This window comes from Thermoplasmataceae archaeon, assembly GCA_038729425.1.
Taxonomy (GTDB): Archaea; Thermoplasmatota; Thermoplasmata; order Thermoplasmatales; family Thermoplasmataceae; genus B-DKE.
Genome location: JAVYSB010000003.1, coordinates 59617 through 76194 on the forward strand (window position 1 = coordinate 59617; position 16578 = coordinate 76194).

At 44.1% G+C, this 16578-nt stretch carries 18 protein-coding genes and 1 other RNA gene; 9 read left to right on the top strand and 10 right to left on the bottom strand.

Going from position 1 to position 16578, the window contains the following annotated elements; all coding sequences use genetic code 11:
* On the bottom strand, window positions 1–328 hold a 328-nt coding region (locus QW597_03585; protein MEM0155667.1), incomplete at its 3' end, for a hypothetical protein.
* A 181-nt stretch (window positions 329–509) separates the two neighbouring features.
* Window positions 510–2381 (bottom strand): ATP-dependent DNA helicase, encoded by a 1872-nt coding sequence (locus tag QW597_03590; protein MEM0155668.1) that lies wholly within the window; start codon window positions 2379–2381, stop codon window positions 510–512.
* A gap of 155 nt (window positions 2382–2536) precedes the next feature.
* On the opposite strand from QW597_03590, the gene QW597_03595 reads away from it, so the two are divergent.
* The gene (locus QW597_03595; protein MEM0155669.1) at window positions 2537–3289 is read left to right on the top strand and encodes a PAC2 family protein; all 753 of its coding nucleotides are present in this window, start codon (window positions 2537–2539) and stop codon (window positions 3287–3289) included.
* A gap of 2 nt (window positions 3290–3291) precedes the next feature.
* Here QW597_03595 and QW597_03600 read toward each other — a convergent pair whose 3' ends face one another.
* A complete protein-coding gene (locus QW597_03600; GenBank protein MEM0155670.1) occupies window positions 3292–3990 on the bottom strand; it encodes a tetratricopeptide repeat protein in 699 nt (232 codons plus the stop codon).
* Window positions 3991–4055: 65 nt separating this feature from the next.
* Entirely contained in the window at window positions 4056–4682 is a 627-nt protein-coding gene (gene rnhB, locus QW597_03605; GenBank protein MEM0155671.1) for a ribonuclease HII, read from the bottom strand.
* Between the two features lie 139 nt (window positions 4683–4821).
* Here rnhB and QW597_03610 point away from each other — a divergent pair, with 139 nt between their 5' ends.
* Window positions 4822–5874 (top strand): polyprenyl synthetase family protein, encoded by a 1053-nt coding sequence (locus tag QW597_03610; GenBank protein MEM0155672.1) that lies wholly within the window; start codon window positions 4822–4824, stop codon window positions 5872–5874.
* Here QW597_03610 and QW597_03615 read toward each other — a convergent pair.
* Window positions 5871–6716 (bottom strand): tyrosine-type recombinase/integrase, encoded by an 846-nt coding sequence (locus QW597_03615; GenBank protein ID MEM0155673.1) that lies wholly within the window; start codon window positions 6714–6716, stop codon window positions 5871–5873. The two genes, QW597_03610 and QW597_03615, sit on opposite strands and share 4 nt — an antisense overlap.
* A gap of 115 nt (window positions 6717–6831) precedes the next feature.
* Between QW597_03615 and QW597_03620 the strand changes: the two genes are divergently transcribed.
* Entirely contained in the window at window positions 6832–7809 is a 978-nt protein-coding gene (locus QW597_03620; GenBank protein MEM0155674.1) for an alcohol dehydrogenase catalytic domain-containing protein, read from the top strand.
* Here the strand turns inward: QW597_03620 and rpe are convergent.
* The gene (gene rpe, locus QW597_03625; protein MEM0155675.1) at window positions 7806–8456 is read right to left on the bottom strand and encodes a ribulose-phosphate 3-epimerase; all 651 of its coding nucleotides are present in this window, start codon (window positions 8454–8456) and stop codon (window positions 7806–7808) included. The two genes, QW597_03620 and rpe, sit on opposite strands and share 4 nt — an antisense overlap.
* A gap of 81 nt (window positions 8457–8537) precedes the next feature.
* Between rpe and QW597_03630 the strand changes: the two genes are divergently transcribed.
* From QW597_03630 to hsp14, 6 genes are all read left to right on the top strand, one after another.
* Complete coding sequence (locus QW597_03630) at window positions 8538–8729, top strand: hypothetical protein (GenBank protein MEM0155676.1); 192 nt, start codon at window positions 8538–8540, stop codon at window positions 8727–8729.
* Window positions 8730–8736: 7 nt separating this feature from the next.
* Window positions 8737–9552: a glycosyltransferase gene (locus QW597_03635; GenBank protein ID MEM0155677.1), complete on the top strand. Its 816-nt coding sequence runs from the start codon at window positions 8737–8739 to the stop codon at window positions 9550–9552.
* A gap of 114 nt (window positions 9553–9666) precedes the next feature.
* Complete coding sequence (locus QW597_03640; protein MEM0155678.1) at window positions 9667–11388, top strand: methylmalonyl-CoA mutase family protein; 1722 nt, start codon at window positions 9667–9669, stop codon at window positions 11386–11388.
* Window positions 11351–11803 (top strand): cobalamin B12-binding domain-containing protein, encoded by a 453-nt coding sequence (locus QW597_03645; protein MEM0155679.1) that lies wholly within the window; start codon window positions 11351–11353, stop codon window positions 11801–11803. The genes QW597_03640 and QW597_03645 overlap by 38 nt, the downstream gene beginning before the upstream one ends.
* 9 nt (window positions 11804–11812) lie before the next feature.
* Entirely contained in the window at window positions 11813–12760 is a 948-nt protein-coding gene (meaB, locus tag QW597_03650; GenBank protein MEM0155680.1) for a methylmalonyl Co-A mutase-associated GTPase MeaB, read from the top strand.
* A 46-nt stretch (window positions 12761–12806) separates the two neighbouring features.
* Window positions 12807–13196, top strand: a complete 390-nt coding sequence (gene hsp14, locus QW597_03655; protein MEM0155681.1) for an archaeal heat shock protein Hsp14 — start codon at window positions 12807–12809, stop codon at window positions 13194–13196.
* Window positions 13197–13217: 21 nt separating this feature from the next.
* Here the strand turns inward: hsp14 and QW597_03660 are convergent, their stop codons facing one another.
* The 4 genes from QW597_03660 to QW597_03675 form a co-directional block, all read right to left on the bottom strand.
* A complete protein-coding gene (locus tag QW597_03660; GenBank protein MEM0155682.1) occupies window positions 13218–14789 on the bottom strand; it encodes an AarF/ABC1/UbiB kinase family protein in 1572 nt (523 codons plus the stop codon).
* A gap of 187 nt (window positions 14790–14976) precedes the next feature.
* Entirely contained in the window at window positions 14977–15507 is a 531-nt protein-coding gene (locus QW597_03665) for a hypothetical protein (GenBank protein MEM0155683.1), read from the bottom strand.
* A gap of 138 nt (window positions 15508–15645) precedes the next feature.
* Window positions 15646–15957: RNase P RNA component (rnpB, locus tag QW597_03670), an RNA gene on the bottom strand.
* Between the two features lie 46 nt (window positions 15958–16003).
* Window positions 16004–16492 carry a hypothetical protein gene (locus QW597_03675; protein ID MEM0155684.1) on the bottom strand — a complete coding sequence of 163 codons (489 nt, stop codon included), beginning with the start codon at window positions 16490–16492 and terminating at the stop codon, window positions 16004–16006.
* Window positions 16493–16578: the final 86 nt, after the last annotated feature.

Genomic DNA, 16578 nt, shown 5'->3' on the forward strand with positions numbered 1-16578 from the left:
CATCAGTACCGTGACCCTCCGCCTCTGGTGCAAACCAATAAACAAGCATTCCTGATAACAAACCTCCAAGCACCGTGGAAACCGGTATAAGGTATCGGTGAAACCCGCTGATTACATAATTAAGAACAGCGGGAGAGTTTCCTGTAGATGGTGGGGTAAAGCCAGATATGTCCGTCGAGAGAAGTGTCGTAAAAAATTCTATCCCATAATAAAGGATATATGATCCAACTCCTGCCATTAAGCCTATCAGGATACCGACGATTACCCATTTCCTGATAGATCCTTTTGCAATGAAATTATCAATCTGCAGGGCGAAGTCCTTCTTCATATCTTACTGAGCGTTACTTTATAATTGGAAAGTATTTAATTTTGTGAGACAGCGTAATATTTTTTCGCGAAAAAAAGGTTATTCTGGTGTGACGCATATAAGGTGCATATGTTTCATTTAGTCGCATTTTCGTCAACGTAGCTTTGAAACGCTCACAGCTCGATAATGCTTGGTTTATAATTTATCCCGAATAGGACTTGAAGAACTCTGATACATCCGCAACAGGATCGGACGATAACTCTAGTCCCGGTATGTATTCTTTGAATACACCAGCCCTCCTGTCAAGTATAATTGCCATTCCCCTATCGCTCTCGTTTCTTATGAGCCTGCCTATGGCCTGTTTCATCTTTATTGCTGTAGGAAATACAACTGCATATTGCCAGCCGTTTCCATACTTGAGGTCATAATAGTCCATTATGGCTTTCTGCCTGGCGTCCGGCCTGGGATATGGGATCCCGGCGATTATAACAAGTTCCAGTTCGACCCCGGGGAAATTCATACCTTCAGATATCCTTCCTCCAGATACTGCGAATATGGCAGATTTTCCTCTCCGAAATCTCTTGACCATGTCCATCAGAGAACCCTGATCAAGATCTCTCTTCTCAGAATAGTACTTGAAATCGAATGGTACTGAAGCAATCTTCTCCATTATGCTGTAAGATGGAAAGAAGACGATTGTGTTTCTTCTGGCAGTGGTAATAATATCGTTGATTTTACTGTGGATTTTTTGAGCTTCTGCCTCGTCGAATTCATCAAATTTAGTGGTTGTATTTGCGTCGTATATTATCTTCCTGTTTTCACGCGGAAAAATGTAGGGAACTACAAGGTGGTCCATTTCAGTAAATCCCGTTATATTCTTGTACACCTCAATGGGGTCCAATGTTCCTGACATATGAATTGTCCAGGATTCTCTGAGGGGATCGAGTATTCTGGACGGGTCCAGGCATATGGCATCTATTGACCCGAGATGTTCCTTTGACGCGATAGCAGCGTATACCTGATCGTCCAGAGCCTCCCACGATCGAAGCTTGTCCGCAACAGATAGAACAACTGTCCTCGGTACCTTTCCTTCTTTCTCACGCTTATCAGCTATGTATTCACCGAAAATACTCATATAATCCAGGAGACTGAGATATTTTTCAGAACTGAGCGAGTTTTCGATCATCATGTATTCCCGGAATTCGTCAAATTTTATTCTCGCTTCATCGTTTTCCCCTATCTTGTCTCTCACAATGTCCAAGATTGTATTTCTCAGCATCTCTATAAAATCTGATGCCCTGATTCTCTTTATCAGCTCGAAGTCTCCAAATTCCAAGCTCTCCCTTTCCGCGAGGTTCAACTGATTCACACTCACTGAAAATGAAGAGAATTCCCTTGCAATGTCAGGGAGGTTGTGTGCTTCATCCATTATGATTATGAGCTCTTTTCTAGAAACCCCCCAGTTGTAAATCAGCCTACTTGATGTAAGAGGATTAAGGTAATTGGCGTAAGGAGCGATAACCAGATTGGAACTCTTCATTGAAAATTTCAGGCTTTCATACGCACAGAATTCCTTTGATTTCGCATGGGCAAGGAACTCCTCGGCTGTTGGGTGATTGCTAAAAATATACGCCTGTGTTTCATCCGATCTCACAGCATCGCTGAAAAATCTGCACGCAGACTGGTCGCCGGTCAAAACTTTTCTTTTTCTAATTGAGCAGAATCTGGAGAGAGACTCCGGCGTAAAATCACCAGATCCTTCAATTTCCCTGTAAAGCAAGCACAGATTGGATCTGCCCTGAAGCGGTACGGCCTTGATCACAAAATCACTGCTCAGCCTTCTTATTTCGTTTATTACCTGTTCCTGTTGAGAATTTGTCCTAGTCAGATAAAGTATCTTTCTATTTTCTTTTTTAGCGAGAGTAAGAGCAGAGATAAGCCCCATCAGTGTTTTTCCCGACCCGGTGGGAGATTCTATGGCTACCGAACCCTTGGAAGAGACATTCGCGGTGATAAAATCAATTATCGGGCGCTGATAATCTCTGAGGTTCAACGGGATCTGCAAAGAACTCACTTAGTCGTCATGATCGTTTGCTCTAATAAGATTGCTGTAATGCATGGGAACTGAATTCTAAAGATGCGCCTTGAAAAGTGCTTCAGATCTAGCCAAATGTTAATTTCATTCCAAAGACTTTAACTAGACTTATACTCTTGCTCAAATGTGAGATAATGGACGACAAAGAAAATGTTCTCCACACCCAAGTTGTTGAACTCGTAAAGAGAGATTATGACCACCCCAAAATAATTGGTGGTTTCGTCGGAACTACGATGGCCGGGCTACTTTCGGTTGGGTATATAATTGAACAACTGAAAATGCACCAGGTTGCTCATATCAAGTCCCCGCACATCCCTCCAGTTGCGGTTTTTGTTGGCAGCAAGCTAAGACATCCTTTCAGGATATACAGCACCGACAAGGGCGATGTGCTTGCAATAATAAGTGAGGTTCCTGTCAGGGATGAAGGGCTTTACGAGATCTCGGCTGCAATTATAGACTGGGCAAAAAAAATAGGTGCCAACGAAATTACAGTTCTTGACGGAATTCCGGTAAATGACATACCTCCTACCAGAAAGACATATTGCATTGCCGAAAAGGATGAACTCGCCGTTTGCGAGAAACGTGGCATACCTATGGCGCAGTCAGCCATAATAAGCGGAATTTCAGGCAGCCTCCTGAGTGAGTGCCTTGTAAAAGGCTTCAAGGGAAGTTCCCTAGTTACGCCATGCTCCGTTGATTTACCGGATCCCGGATCCGCACTGTCTCTGGTCCAGTCTGTAAGTCAGAAAACGAGCGTCAAGATCGATACAACACTGCTTCAGGAAAGCGTGCAGAGGATGCAAACAGAGATCGACGCTGTAATGAAGCAATATAATGATCTTCAGAACAAGAAGATTGGAAAATCAGAGGAACCAATGTATCGCTGAGATCATGGCTTACCGGCCATGATTTCATCTATCCTGTCCTGTATTACCGTTGCATCAGGTGCACTTTCCTTGGCTGATGCTAGAAGTTTGATTGCCTCCTCTCTCCGGGACATCTTTACCAGAAGATTGGCTTTCTCAATCTTGTATAGATAGCCTTCTGGGACCAGTTTCAGTGCCATGTCTATATCTTTCAAAGCATTATCGTAATCATTCAGTGCAAGGTACGCCTGATACCGTTTAAAAATGAATATCTGATCGGCAGAATTGAGATCCACAGCCTTTCCATAGTCCCTCATCGCCTCATCAAACTTCTTAAGTTTCCAGAATACGTTTCCCCTGTTGTAATAAAAGTCAGGAACATCAGCCTCAATTTTTACTGCCTCGTTGAATTCGTCCAGTGCTTCTTCGATGTCTCCCCTGTCCTCAAGGGCTGACCCAACGGCGTTATGATAGTCTGCATGGTCAGGATTTAGTTCAATGGCCTTTCTATAGTCTGAGATGGCCTGGTCCAACATCTTCATCGAGTAGTAAGCTAGTCCTCTATTAAAGTAATAATCTGGATCGTTTCCATTAATCTTTATTGCCTTTGTAAACTGCTGGATGGCATCCGGGTATTTTGTCAGGTTGAAATATGATATCCCCCTTTCATTGTAATCGTCTGCTTGGTCCGTCTTGTCCTGTAAAATAAAATCTTTTGCCACGCAGGTTTATTGGCACTCAACTATTTTAAGTCTTTTTTTTCGAGAGCGGTAACAGTGACCGCGGTTCAGAACAGTATCCTACTTTCAGATTCAGATCTAATCCTCTTATAGGTCGACCACTGTGTTCGGACGATTTCAGAAAGATCTCTCCCGTCCCTTATAGCCTTCCTCAGGAATCTCACAGTATAAGGGTCTGATGGATATCCGGACCCAATTTCTCCGTACCTATTCCTTAACTTATCTATTTCACTGTCCCTTGTCACCTTTGCTATGATGGAAGCGGAAGACACCGATGCATATTTCTGGTCCGCCTTATGCTCACATACGACTTTTTTCCCCGTTTCAATGAAAAATCTTTCTTCCGCTCTGGCGGTCAGTACGTCAAAACAATCAATGTAAATGTTTCCTGAAGCTTTTCTTATAAGATTTGCGTAATGCAGATATTCGATTTCATTCAGGGAAATTTTCTTCATGAGTTTATTTATTTCAGGTGGGTTGATTATTGTGACTTCAACCTGATCTGCAATGTCCATAATCCCACGAAACATTTTATTCCGGACTGCTGGAGAGAGTTGTTTTGAGTCTCTAACCCCTAGGGATTCAAGATCTTTAACATCAGCACATACCATTGCTATCACCATCGGACCCAGTACAGGGCCTCTTCCCGCCTCATCGATGCCACACTGCTTCATGTTTGTAATCGATCAGCGGGATGAGTTTAATCAAGCTTGGCATCGGACTGGAAAGTCAAATCCGCAAGGGAGACCACATTGATGCTGCAAAAGTGTTATAAGAAATTACAGTATGGCAGTCGAATAAGAGTGGTTAATTTTGGCCGATTACAGTGCTCTAATGCTGGAAAAGAGAAAATTGATCGAGAATTCGCTTGCCGAGTTTTTTGATTCGAAACTAAAGGAGATTTCAGATCCATTTATTCATGACATTGTTTCCAAGATCAGGGATTTCACACTGAATGGAGGGAAAAGGGTAAGGCCTATCCTTGTTCAGATGGGACATGATCTTTTTAATGGGAATGGAAATGGGGTGGTAAAAGCATCGGCCAGCATTGAAATTCTTCAGACGTACCTCCTCATTCACGATGACATAATAGATCAGAGTGATTTCAGGAGAGGAAAACCAAGTTTCCATAGACAGGTAGAATTCACCATAAAGAACAGGACCCCTGACGCTAAAAGAATTTCCGAAAATCTTGCAATTGTTGCAGGCGACTTGGCTGAAAGCTACGCGCACCAGGTAATTCTCGAATCTGGTGTGCCGTTTAAACAAGCATATCTGGCTTCACTTGAGCTTTCCAATATTATTGAGAAAACAGGATACGGGCAGTTGATCGATGTGGAGTCGCCCTTTAATGAAGAGTTCAACGAAGAAAGCCTCATTCAGTTGCATCTCTGGAAAACGGCCAAGTATACCGTTCAGGGACCGTTAAAAATGGGTGCAATACTCAGTGGAACAGAAAAGGACTTCACCGATCTGCTTGAGTACGGGGATGCACTGGGCATAGCTTTCCAACTGCACGATGACATAATCGGACTCTTCGGTGATGAATCGGTAACTGGAAAACCTGTAAAGAGCGATGTGAACGAGGGAAAGAAGACTCTTCTAATGCTTAAGGCAATTCAGGAATCATCTGAAGATCAGGCTGCATTCATAAAAACCTGCCTGAGGAGTGGCAACGTGTCTGACGAGGATTTTGCTAAACTTAAGGAGATTGTTAAGAATACAGGTTCTCTTGATTACTCAAGCAGAATGGCCGCAGACTTGGTCAAGAAAGCAAAAGATCATCTGAGACGACTTGGCGGAGATACTGAGGTGAAGAGCTTTCTGGGTTGGTTTGCTGATTACCTAGTCAGCAGAAAAAGTTAAAATTTTGGGCCGTACTTTTCGTACATTTCCTTGAGAACGTTCTCATCTATATGCGTGTATATCTGTGTGGTAGCAAGGCTTGAATGGCCGAGTATCTGCTGGATGAATCTAATGTCTCCTCCATTTCTCAGCACCGAAGTGGCAAAAGTGTGCCGCAGTACATGTGGTGTAACTCTCTTTTGTAAATTGGCTTCAATAGAAATTCCTCTGATAATCCTCTCCACGGTTGACGTGTCAAGGCGCCGTCTCCTGCTGCTCAAAAATAAGGCCCTGTTATCCATTCCTGCCTCCTGTCTCTCGGAAATGTATTTCGACATCACTGCATGGATCTCCTTCGACATTATGACGATCCTGTCTTTGTCACCTTTTCCCGCCATTATTCGCACAATTCCAGTGTCCAGATCAATGTCATCAACGTCAAGATTACACAATTCCCCAACACGTATCCCAGTGTAGAGGAGCATTGACACCATAGCAAGTTCCCTCAACTCATGCGCAGCAGCTTGGATAAGCTGGTGTGCCTCAGCCTCGCTGAGGTAGATTGGCATTTTTCTGGACCTCTTTGGAGGGGTTAGATTAGCCGGAGGCTGGACAGACCTAGATCGGTAAAGTAGCCGGATTGCCTTTATGGCGAGGTACTGGCTGTTTTTAGAGTAGTTCTTTTCCGTGGCCAGATACTTCTTGAAGCGCTCAATATCAGAAGAATCCACCAATTTTAGATCCTTACCAATATATTCAAGGAAGTGCCCCACAAGGAACAGGTATTCCTTTATGGTATACCGGCTCTTCCTCTCGGCGAGCATGTATGACTTGAATGAAGCCAGTATCTGATTTTCTTGCATTAGGTCGTACGTATATACCTTAACTGATATTTCACGTTTTCATATATTGCAAAATGAAGACCTTGTTTGATGGCAAGTTGGTTATCCTTTTAAGCAAAAATAGCTACGCGTAACCATGAAAGCGTTGAGAGTTTACCAGCCTTTCGGGAAGCAGAATCTGAAGATAGAGCAGGTGCCAAAGCCAGAAGAGAAAGAGGGCCAGATAATAGTGAGGGTAAAAAAAGCTGGATTAAACCCAATTGACTACAATCTTATCAATGGCAAAATACTGTACAACCTTGCTCCAGTTCCTCATATCCCTGGGTCAGAAGTCTATGGAACTACCGAAAGCGATGGAAGAAATGTCAGGAAAGGTGACGCAGTTATCATTTATCCAAGGATGTTTGATGGGACGTGCGAATATTGCCTTGAAGGAAAGGAGTATCTTTGCAGGAATGGAGGAATATGGGGGGTGGTCACTAATGGCGGATACGCGGACTTTATTTCAGTACCCGAGAGCATGGTATTTAAAGTTAATCCCAGGATGGATACAGATGTAGCTGTGAGCCTACCGATTGGCGGTCTCACTGCATATCACGCGCTAAAAAGAACAGGTGCTTCTGCCGGTCAAAAGCTTCTTGTCTATGGTGCCTCGGGGAACACTGGAACCTTTGCGCTTCAGTTAGGCAGAACAATGGGGATGGATGTATATGCGGTGTCCAGGAATAACTGGTTAACTGATTTCGGGGCGCATGAAACCTTTCCCCCCGACAAGATTCCAGAGAATTTCAAGGCAGATATAGTGATCAACTCTATCGGTTCGTCGTTCTGGGAGCAGTCCATCAAGCACGTTGCGAACGGAGGATCGATTGTGACTTACGGGGTACAGACAGGAAGGGAGTCCAAGCTGGACATAGGTGACCTATATACTCGAGAAATCAGGATAATAGGATCAACTGGAGGAAACAGAAAAGAACTCAGTGAATTGTTGGAAATCTCTCTGCGCGAGAATTTCAAGGTTGGCACGCCAAGTAAACTTGACCTTTACGATCTTAAGGACGCCTTAAATCTCTTTGAAACTAAGGTCGGTGGAAGAATAATCCTCCAGAATTAGGGTCTTTGAAGCCCCTTGAGAACATTTATCGATCCGGTAAGATCGTTGCCGAAAATAAATGAACCCGAGACCAAAACATCTGCGCCGGCGTCAGCGCATAGTTTGCCGGTTTCAAGATTTATCCCGCCGTCAACCTCAAGCAGGGTATCGGGAGAAATGCTGTCCAGAAGATCCCTCATTTCCATTATCTTGACAGGAGAATCCGGAATGAATTTCTGGCCAGAAAATCCTGGATGCACAGACATAACCAGGACGGAATAGCAGCCGGGGATAAGGTCCTTCACCTGAACAACCGGAGTCTCCGGATTAATGACCAAACTGTACTTTATGCCCTCGTGCCCCAGTTTATTGAGTAAAGACCCAACATCTATGGGAGATTCGTAATGAATCATTATGACATCTGATCCCGCTTTCACAAAAGCATCGTAATATTTGTCCGGTCGATCGATCATGAGATGTGTTTCAAGTGGGACACTTGCGCAGTGTTTCACCGCCTTTATGAAATCAGGTCCTATGGTTAGGTTGGGCGCGAAGTGCCCATCCATCACGTCCATATGAAATGAGGAAACACCTGCCTTCTCGCATCTATCAACTTCATTCTGGAGATCATACATCTTCGCTGAGATTATTGATGGGGAAACCTGCATAGTTCTGTCATATTCATAAGACAATAAGCTTTTTCATTCCTGCTGAAACAAATTTTATACCTCCAGTGAATTATCACGGGAATGAAGGTCAAGACTTGCGAAGTTTCTGGCTGTGACAGGGAGAGCTTCAAGACTGTGGAAGGTGAACTGGCTTCAAAGGTATTTTCGCTTAAAGAAAAGAAAACTAAGATCCATCTCTGCAAGGAACATTACAAGGAGTATAAGAAGAACACCAAAAAGGAAAGGGAATTGAAGAGGATGGACTGGGTCTGATACCCACATGAACAAAGAGCAAGCTGGGATTTCCATTGTCATAACTGTTTACAACAATGCTGGCACCATAAGGGACCTTTTAGAAAGCCTTGTCGATCAGGAGGGGCCCAAGGAAATCGTTATAGTGGATTCAGAGAGTAGCGATGGAACTTCGGAAATCTTGAAGGATTACGCATCCAGATACCAATTCATAAGACATTTTGTAATAAAATGCACCCGTGGGGCAGGAAGAAATATAGGCGTTGACAAAGCATCTTTTCCATTTATCGCCTTCACTGATGGAGATACTACGGCAGATCCTGAATGGATCAGCCACATGAGAGAGTGCTTCCTCCTTGGCAATGAAATGGTAATAGGAACCGTTAAACAGGTTGGAAGCGAGAGGCTGAGATCGCTGCCCAGAGTTGAACTTGTCTATGGCAACATAGAGGTTACTGCACCATCAGCTAACCTGGGCTACAGCCGCAGACTTTTCCTAAAACTTGGAGGTTTTGATGAGAATTTTATCACTGCAGAAGACATCGACCTTAACATAAGGTGTGTTGAATCCGGTGCAAGAATTGGAAAATGCAATGAATGCATTGTCTTCAACCGGACAAGGGAATCGCTGCACGGAATGGCCAAACAGGCATTTTGGAATGGATACGGACGGAAACAGCTGTCAAGAAAACATCCCGATTCTTGGTCACACCTGAAGCGGGAGAATGTGTTCGGTAGCAATATGACTCTTCTATATTTCATACGTTCTTTTATCGCGTTTCTTGGATATCTGTCCTGCACTATATTCGATAGCCCCCGAAACTACAATACGACCACGCGTTGATATTTGCACCGGCAGACCGGATTAATCGCGGAATGAAACAATTCCTAATATTTTTTAACCTCGATGTGGAAGAACGTGGAAAAAATTTTAATCGAAGTATAGACTCTTGAACAGATGGCTCGGGAAAGTAATAATTACTGGGAAGAAAAACTGTCGGAGCTAAAGAGAGAAGCTGGCAGTAAAGATTCACCGTTTAAGCAGTGGAAATCAGAAGTGCTTGACCAGTGGAATCAAGCTACCCACAATTCGGAAAAGGAGTATTACAATTCATCAGGCATAACTATTGATGAGTTGTACACCTCAAGCGACTTGAGGAAAAACTTCGAGGAGAAATACCTGGGTTATCCTGGCCAATACCCCTTCACGCGTGGCGTATATCCGAACATGTATCGCGGGAAACTGTGGACAATGAGGATGTTTTCAGGATTTGGAACTCCTGAGGACACCAATAGAAGGTTGAAATATCTCATACAGCACGGCGAATCTGGCCTGAGCATTGCGTTTGACATGCCAACCCTGTATGGCTATGACTGCGACAATAAGAGAGCTGACGGTGAGGTTGGCAGATGCGGTGTTAACGTTTCCTCTCTGAGGGATATGGAAGACATACTTTCTGGAATAGACCTTGGGGAGGTAAGCACTTCAATGACCATCAATGCCCCCGCGTCTATTCTTACGGCGATGTATATAGCCGTAGCAAAGAAGCAGGGGGTACCCCTGGAAAAGATTTCTGGCACGGTCCAGGCTGACATTCTAAAGGAATATATAGCTCAGAAAGAATGGATTTATCCTCCTGAGGCACATCTCAGGCTCATAAGGGATATGATGGTCTTCTGCACTGAGAATGTCCCGAAATGGAATTACATAAGTATTTCTGGCTATCATATCAGGGAGGCTGGATCCAGCGCAGCACAGGAACTTGCATTCACCCTTGCCGATGGGTTTCATTACGTTGAAATGGGTATTGAGGCGGGACTGAACCCTGATGACTTTGCACCTAGACTTTCATTCTTCTTTAACGCTTCAATTAACTTTTTTGAGGAGATTGCCAAGCTGAGAGCTGCCAGAAGAATATGGGCAACAGTTCTCAGGGAGAAATATGGTGTGAAGAAGGAGAGGAGCCTCTACCTCAGGTTTCATACGCAGACCTCTGGATACTCGCTCACGTGGCAGCAACCGCTGAATAATATTGTCAGGACCACAGTGGAAGCCATGGCAGGTGTCCTAGGTGGGACACAGAGTCTTCATACCAACTCTTACGACGAAGCCTGGGCATTGCCCTCGGAAAATGCTGTCAAGGTTGCTCTCAGGACGCAACAGATATTGGCTGAGGAAACTGGAATAGCGGACACGATTGACCCGCTTGGCGGATCCTATTACGTTGAATGGCTAACAGACAAGATGGAGGAGGAAGCTTTCAGGTACTTTGCTGAAATAGAGAAGATGGGTGGTATTCTGCAAGCGGTAAAAACTGGATACATACAGAAAGAAATCGCTGCCACTTCCTATCGCAGGCAGATAAGGATAGAACAGGGAAAGGAAGTTATGGTTGGGGTGAACAAGTATGTGGATGAGGGAGAGAAACCACTGAACATCCTGAGGATCAGCAGGAAAGCACAGAAGTCACAGGTTGCTAAACTCAACACGGTAAAACTGAACAGGAACGAGAACAGGGTAAAGAATGCCCTATCTAGGCTGGAGGATGCGTTAAGGGACCATAATGAAAACTCGATGCCTTTCATAATAGAGGCAGTGGAATCATATGCTACGCTGGAGGAAATATCAAATGTCGGGAGGAATGTTTTTGGTGGATGGAAAGAGCCAGTCCTTGTTTAAGGATAAGCCTATCAAAGTACTATTGGCGAAACCGGGTATAGATGGACATGATAGAGGCGTCCTTGTTCTCGCAAAGGCCTTCAGGGATGCAGGTATGGAGGTACTCTACGCAGGATTGCTGCCTACCCCGGAAGAAGTAGTTGACACCGCTGTGAATGAGGATGTGGACGTGATAGCACTCAGCCTGCTCAACGGAGCGCATCTTACAGTCTTCAAAAAAATCGCTGATCTGTTAAAGAAACGCGGCGTAGAAGATATAGCAATAGTCGGTGGCGGGACAATACCTGATCCTGATAAACCAAAGCTGGAAAAGCTGGGAATAACTGGTAATTATGGACCAGGCACCCCAATTTCAACCATCATAGAACACATAACCGAGAGGGCTATCGAGGCCCGGACCAGAAAGATGCAATAGGTGTTCCGTTTGAAAATAGATGATATAATTCGTGGAATTCTTTCAGCGGATAAGAGGAGTATTGCTCGAGCAATCTCAATTGTGGAAGATGACGACAAGGTTCAAGAGTGTTCCACGATAATCAGGGGCATCTTTGGCTACACGGGACATTCACACGTTGTGGGTATTACTGGACCACCCGGTATAGGAAAAAGCACCATGATCGGTAAGCTCTCCAAGAAGCTTGCAGACAGGGCAAAAAAGGTTTCCGTAATTGCTGTTGATGCTTCAAGCCCGTTTTCCGGTGGTTCCCTTCTTGGTAACAGGATACGTATGCAGGATTCGCTCACAGAAAATGGGATATTCATGAGAAGTCTTGCCAACCGGGGTGTGAACGGGGGCCTTTCCAGATCAACGTGGGATGCGGTTAAGATACTTGACGCCTCAGGTAGTGACTACGTCATAATTGAAACCGTAGGTGCTGGACAGGCTGACCTTGACATCATCAACCTGGCAGACACCGTGGTGGTAGTACTTGGACCCGGGCTTGGTGACGAAATACAGGCTATCAAAGCCGGAATAATGGAAATTGGAGACATATTTGTGGTAAATAAGATGGATCGGGAGGGAGCTTTCCTCGCGATGAAGGATATCCAGGATTCATTGTCCTTATCTCCGCAGAAAGAGTGGAAAGTTCCTGTAATAGGAACCAGCAGCGTAAAAGATCAGGGATATGATGAACTTATATCGGAAATAGACGGCCACAGGCTATTTATCGAGAGGAAACCGGAAATCAGGGAAGTCCGTTTCAAAAAGGAAGTGGAGATGGCCCTTCAGGCTGAGATCAGGCGGCAATATGTTTATGAAACAAAGAAACTGCTGGAAAGAGATAATAGTGTGGCGGAATTCCTGAAGAACAGGATAGACCCATATACAGCCGCCATAGAGATAATGAAGTCTGCCAGAGCGGGTTTGTAGTTGCCCGGAATCTCAATGTTTATATAAAACGTCTTGATGTTTTTTTATGGCAGGAATGGAAGTCCCACTGAGATTTTATGCAGATGAATTTATGAAGGGTCTGGGTAACAGAGTCAAGGAAGCGATGAGCTTCATTTATCCGCCAGTTACAATGTATGAGGAATCCGGAGAGATCATTGTAGAAGCAGATCTTCCCGGTTTCAAGAAAGAAAATATACGCATAGTTCTAGACACAAATTCCCTGACGATTTTCGCTAACCGGGAACTGGAAAAGTCGGGCATGATGTACATGGATCAGAGGCCGGAAAAGGTCCATAAGAGGATTTCACTGCCGATGGAAGTAGACTACGCGGCGAACTATAACGCAAAATACAAGGACGGAGTGCTGACCATCAGGATACCGGTAAAGGGAATTAAGACCGTGAAGGTAGAGTAAACCTGGCGCGATACTTTTATTTTATTTTTTTATTATCATTGCCAAGAACGCTATAATATCTAGGAATATTGCTAGTTCCGAGTACAGCGGAAATTTGCCGTAGAAAAGTGCTGACGCTATCAATACGAAACCTAGGAAAACCGATGATGAAACACGCCTGTATGGATCCTTGTGGCCTGGCGGTACGGTTGCATCCTCGAGTTGCCTTTTTAGCAGAGGGAGTGCTTCCAAACCTTTCTCCACAGCCTTTATTGCTTTTCCGGCAAAATTCTCTATCTGATTGGAATAGAGTTCGCTGAGCAACCCCTCATTGTACAGCATCTGTCTCATTACGCGCACAAACTGGAAATCCGGGTCCAGTTGCATGCATATACCCTCCAGAAGGGAGGACATCCTCATATATAACACAAGAGAACGGGGCAACTTGAATGGGAATTCAAAAATGACGCCATTCGCTATTTCGAGCAGTTCCCGTATCTCCATTTCATTTGGATTCTTTCCCTGCATGCCCGCAATGATCATGCTCATGGTCTGCCTGATGATACCACGATTCGCAGCTGGGGAGAGAGCATTGAGGGAAAGGAGTGCGTCTATTATGGAATCGGGGTCTTCCGAAACCAGACCATCATAAAGTGACAGAAGGTCAAATCTGGTCTTCTTGTCTAGGTTTCCTGTCATCCCGAAATCATAAAGTACAATCGTTCCGTCATCTTTGACAGAGAGGTTTCCTGGATGCGGATCTGCGTGGAATATGTCATCCCGCAGAAGCATCCTCATAAACAGCAGATCAATATTCCAAGCCAGCTTTTTGAGATCAATGCCCTTCTCCTTAAGTTTACTTATTTCAGTTATTTTGATACCGTCCTCATAGGACATTACCAGTACTTCAGCAGCACTTACTTCACCGATCACACTGGGTATTATCACATCTTCCCGCTCATGGATATTTTCCCTAATTCTGCGTATGTTGTCTGCCTCCTTCAGGTAGTTAGTCTCGTCTAAAATTCTGGAACTGAAATCCTCTATGACGTTGCTTATGCTGTAATAAAGAAAATTGTCGATGAACCTCCTTCCCACTCTCAGCAGACGCCTTATAACGATAAGATCAGTCCTTAGACTTTCCTTTACCCCTGGCCTGTTAACCTTGACTGCTACCTCACGGCCCTTGTATACTGCCCTGTAAACCTGCCCAAGAGATGCGCCAGAAATAGCTTCTCTGTCAAAATTATCGAATACTTCTTCAATTTTGCCAATATTCCTCTCTATTATTGGCCTTACAGAATCAAAAGCTGCAGGAGGTACATCGTCCTGCAACCTCTCGAAGGAGGCAAGATATTCCTTTGGGAGCAGATCTGGCCTGGCAGAAATTACCTGTCCAAGTTTTATGAACGTAGGACCTAAGCGTATGAAAGCTTCTACCGCACGATCACCGTTCCTCTGCCTCCTATAGTTCCATTCATTCTCCTTTTGCCTTCTCGTGGACTTTCTATCCTTTGTGTATCTTCTGAAAACAGGATAAAGTGTACGAAGTGCCCTGAGCTCTCTTCTTCTAATCCCCTTTGGAGGAATCTGATCCTGCTGTCTGTTAATCAAAACCACCTCGATGCTGTAACACAGATGGGGGCTATCGCTGTGGTCAATCGATACATAAAACAGAGAATGCCCTTCAATAGGAATACTTTTCCATTATATGGTACAAAAGATCAATTTTCAATCGCAACGATATAAAATTTGCCTATTGATGAAAAATGTCCCTTGCGGCATTTTTGGTGGAAAATGGTTACCAGTTGTTCTTGTTCACGAATTCTTCATACAACTCTTCTATTCTTCCCTTATTCCTCAGTTCACGCTGGGCGAGAAGATTGAGAGGCCCACTGATTTCAGGATCGCTGTATTCCTTGGACATGAGTTCGAGAATATTGTGCATGTCGATGGTAGTTTTAATTGCAGACAAAAGTACACTGTTTAAGTCATTTGCATCAACTTGTCCCATGTCATCCGATATAAGGTGATCGAGCATCTCGTAGTCTCTAACATTAGTGAGTAGAGCACGTTGATGAACTATCCTCTCAGTCTCTATGAGTTTATCTATTACTGCAGTGTCTTCAATCTCCTGCTTGGCCAGCCAAGACAGTATGTTACTTACATTATCCAGGTTCGACTCTTCTGACAGCCGGCTGTAACGGTTGCCCACCTTTTCCTTCATTCTCTTTGCCTTGCTGAGTATGTCAGCCCTCACTTTCCTAAGGTCTCTACCTGAAAGGGTCGAGTTGCCTCCTTGGCTCTTCAGGTTCATAGTTTTGTATATCATAACACCACTAAATAAACATTTTGGAAGAACTATTATTTAATACTATACGTGTGAACAAAATTACTGCGAAGAATTATTTTATTGAGAATATATTAGAATAAATAATCATAGAATCGCAAAGCAGAAATAAAGTTGAACAAATGCCCGGAATAAGCCCCCTTCTGTTGGCCGCTTTTACGGTTGGCAACATTCGACTTGAGTCCCAAAGGACATGCGTCTTACCTGACCCTCGCGACAGCCTCACCGGGTCTCTTTAGACTTGCTCCATCCAGGAAGAGTTCCCATCGGTACTTCCGGAAACGTCATCTTTCAGAATCATACTTTACCGGAACCCGTAAATTTCTTTTCTCTTTACCATCCCTCTCGGGATATCAACTTATGTTGATTGGAACCTGTCGTGGAGGGGGGACTTTCCTCACTCTTTCGAGCGTAAGTTGCCCTCGGGCTTTTGTCCACTCGTTGATGTGATACCTGGATTTATTACTGACGGTTCGCTTCATGATCGCGTCACTGCTAGGTTTAGGAGATTCCCTAAGAAGGATCCTGTCTGGACTACAAATACGGCCGTGTATGTTTTTCCAAGTGTCATATTATTGTATACTGCACGACTGATCTGGAAACTGAATGTTTGGCTGTAAATCCCTTTAACAAATACAAACGTTTCATTAACAGACTGGAATATTGGGTAGGTCGCATTTGTCGTGGAATTGTGTACACTTTGTGGGTTGACCAGCAGGGTTGCGTTCGAAACTGTGCCATTGAATTTAACAGTGACGTTTATGTAATTCTCCATTGTTGTCATGTTTGCGTAAACAGTGGAGTTGGAAGAGTCATATTTGAGCCATGTTTCGCCAACCTGTACCCCGGAAATGATGACTGGCGACACCGATGGTTTCTCATTTATGTTGTAAAATTCCAGGCCACCGACAAGTAGAATGGAAATTACCACGAAAGCTCCAACAGCCATCAGGTTATTTCTTTCCATTTTTGGTGATATCCTTTGTAATTAATGAATTTTTCTAAGGGATAGTGAGTTCTACTTCAGTTAACATATAAATAAACGGCACCTTC

Coding starts and splice junctions, on each gene's coding strand:
- QW597_03595 (MEM0155669.1), top strand. CDS start 2,537: ATGGACGACAAAGAAAATGTTCTCCACACCCAAGTTGTTGAACTCGTA.
- rnhB (MEM0155671.1), bottom strand. CDS start 4,682: ATGAAGCAGTGTGGCATCGATGAGGCGGGAAGAGGCCCTGTACTGGGT.
- QW597_03615 (MEM0155673.1), bottom strand. CDS start 6,716: ATGCAAGAAAATCAGATACTGGCTTCATTCAAGTCATACATGCTCGCC.
- QW597_03620 (MEM0155674.1), top strand. CDS start 6,832: ATGAAAGCGTTGAGAGTTTACCAGCCTTTCGGGAAGCAGAATCTGAAG.
- rpe (MEM0155675.1), bottom strand. CDS start 8,456: ATGCAGGTTTCCCCATCAATAATCTCAGCGAAGATGTATGATCTCCAG.
- QW597_03630 (MEM0155676.1), top strand. CDS start 8,538: ATGAAGGTCAAGACTTGCGAAGTTTCTGGCTGTGACAGGGAGAGCTTC.
- QW597_03635 (MEM0155677.1), top strand. CDS start 8,737: ATGAACAAAGAGCAAGCTGGGATTTCCATTGTCATAACTGTTTACAAC.
- QW597_03640 (MEM0155678.1), top strand. CDS start 9,667: ATGGCTCGGGAAAGTAATAATTACTGGGAAGAAAAACTGTCGGAGCTA.
- QW597_03645 (MEM0155679.1), top strand. CDS start 11,351: ATGTTTTTGGTGGATGGAAAGAGCCAGTCCTTGTTTAAGGATAAGCCT.
- hsp14 (MEM0155681.1), top strand. CDS start 12,807: ATGGCAGGAATGGAAGTCCCACTGAGATTTTATGCAGATGAATTTATG.
- QW597_03665 (MEM0155683.1), bottom strand. CDS start 15,507: ATGATATACAAAACTATGAACCTGAAGAGCCAAGGAGGCAACTCGACC.
- QW597_03675 (MEM0155684.1), bottom strand. CDS start 16,492: ATGGAAAGAAATAACCTGATGGCTGTTGGAGCTTTCGTGGTAATTTCC.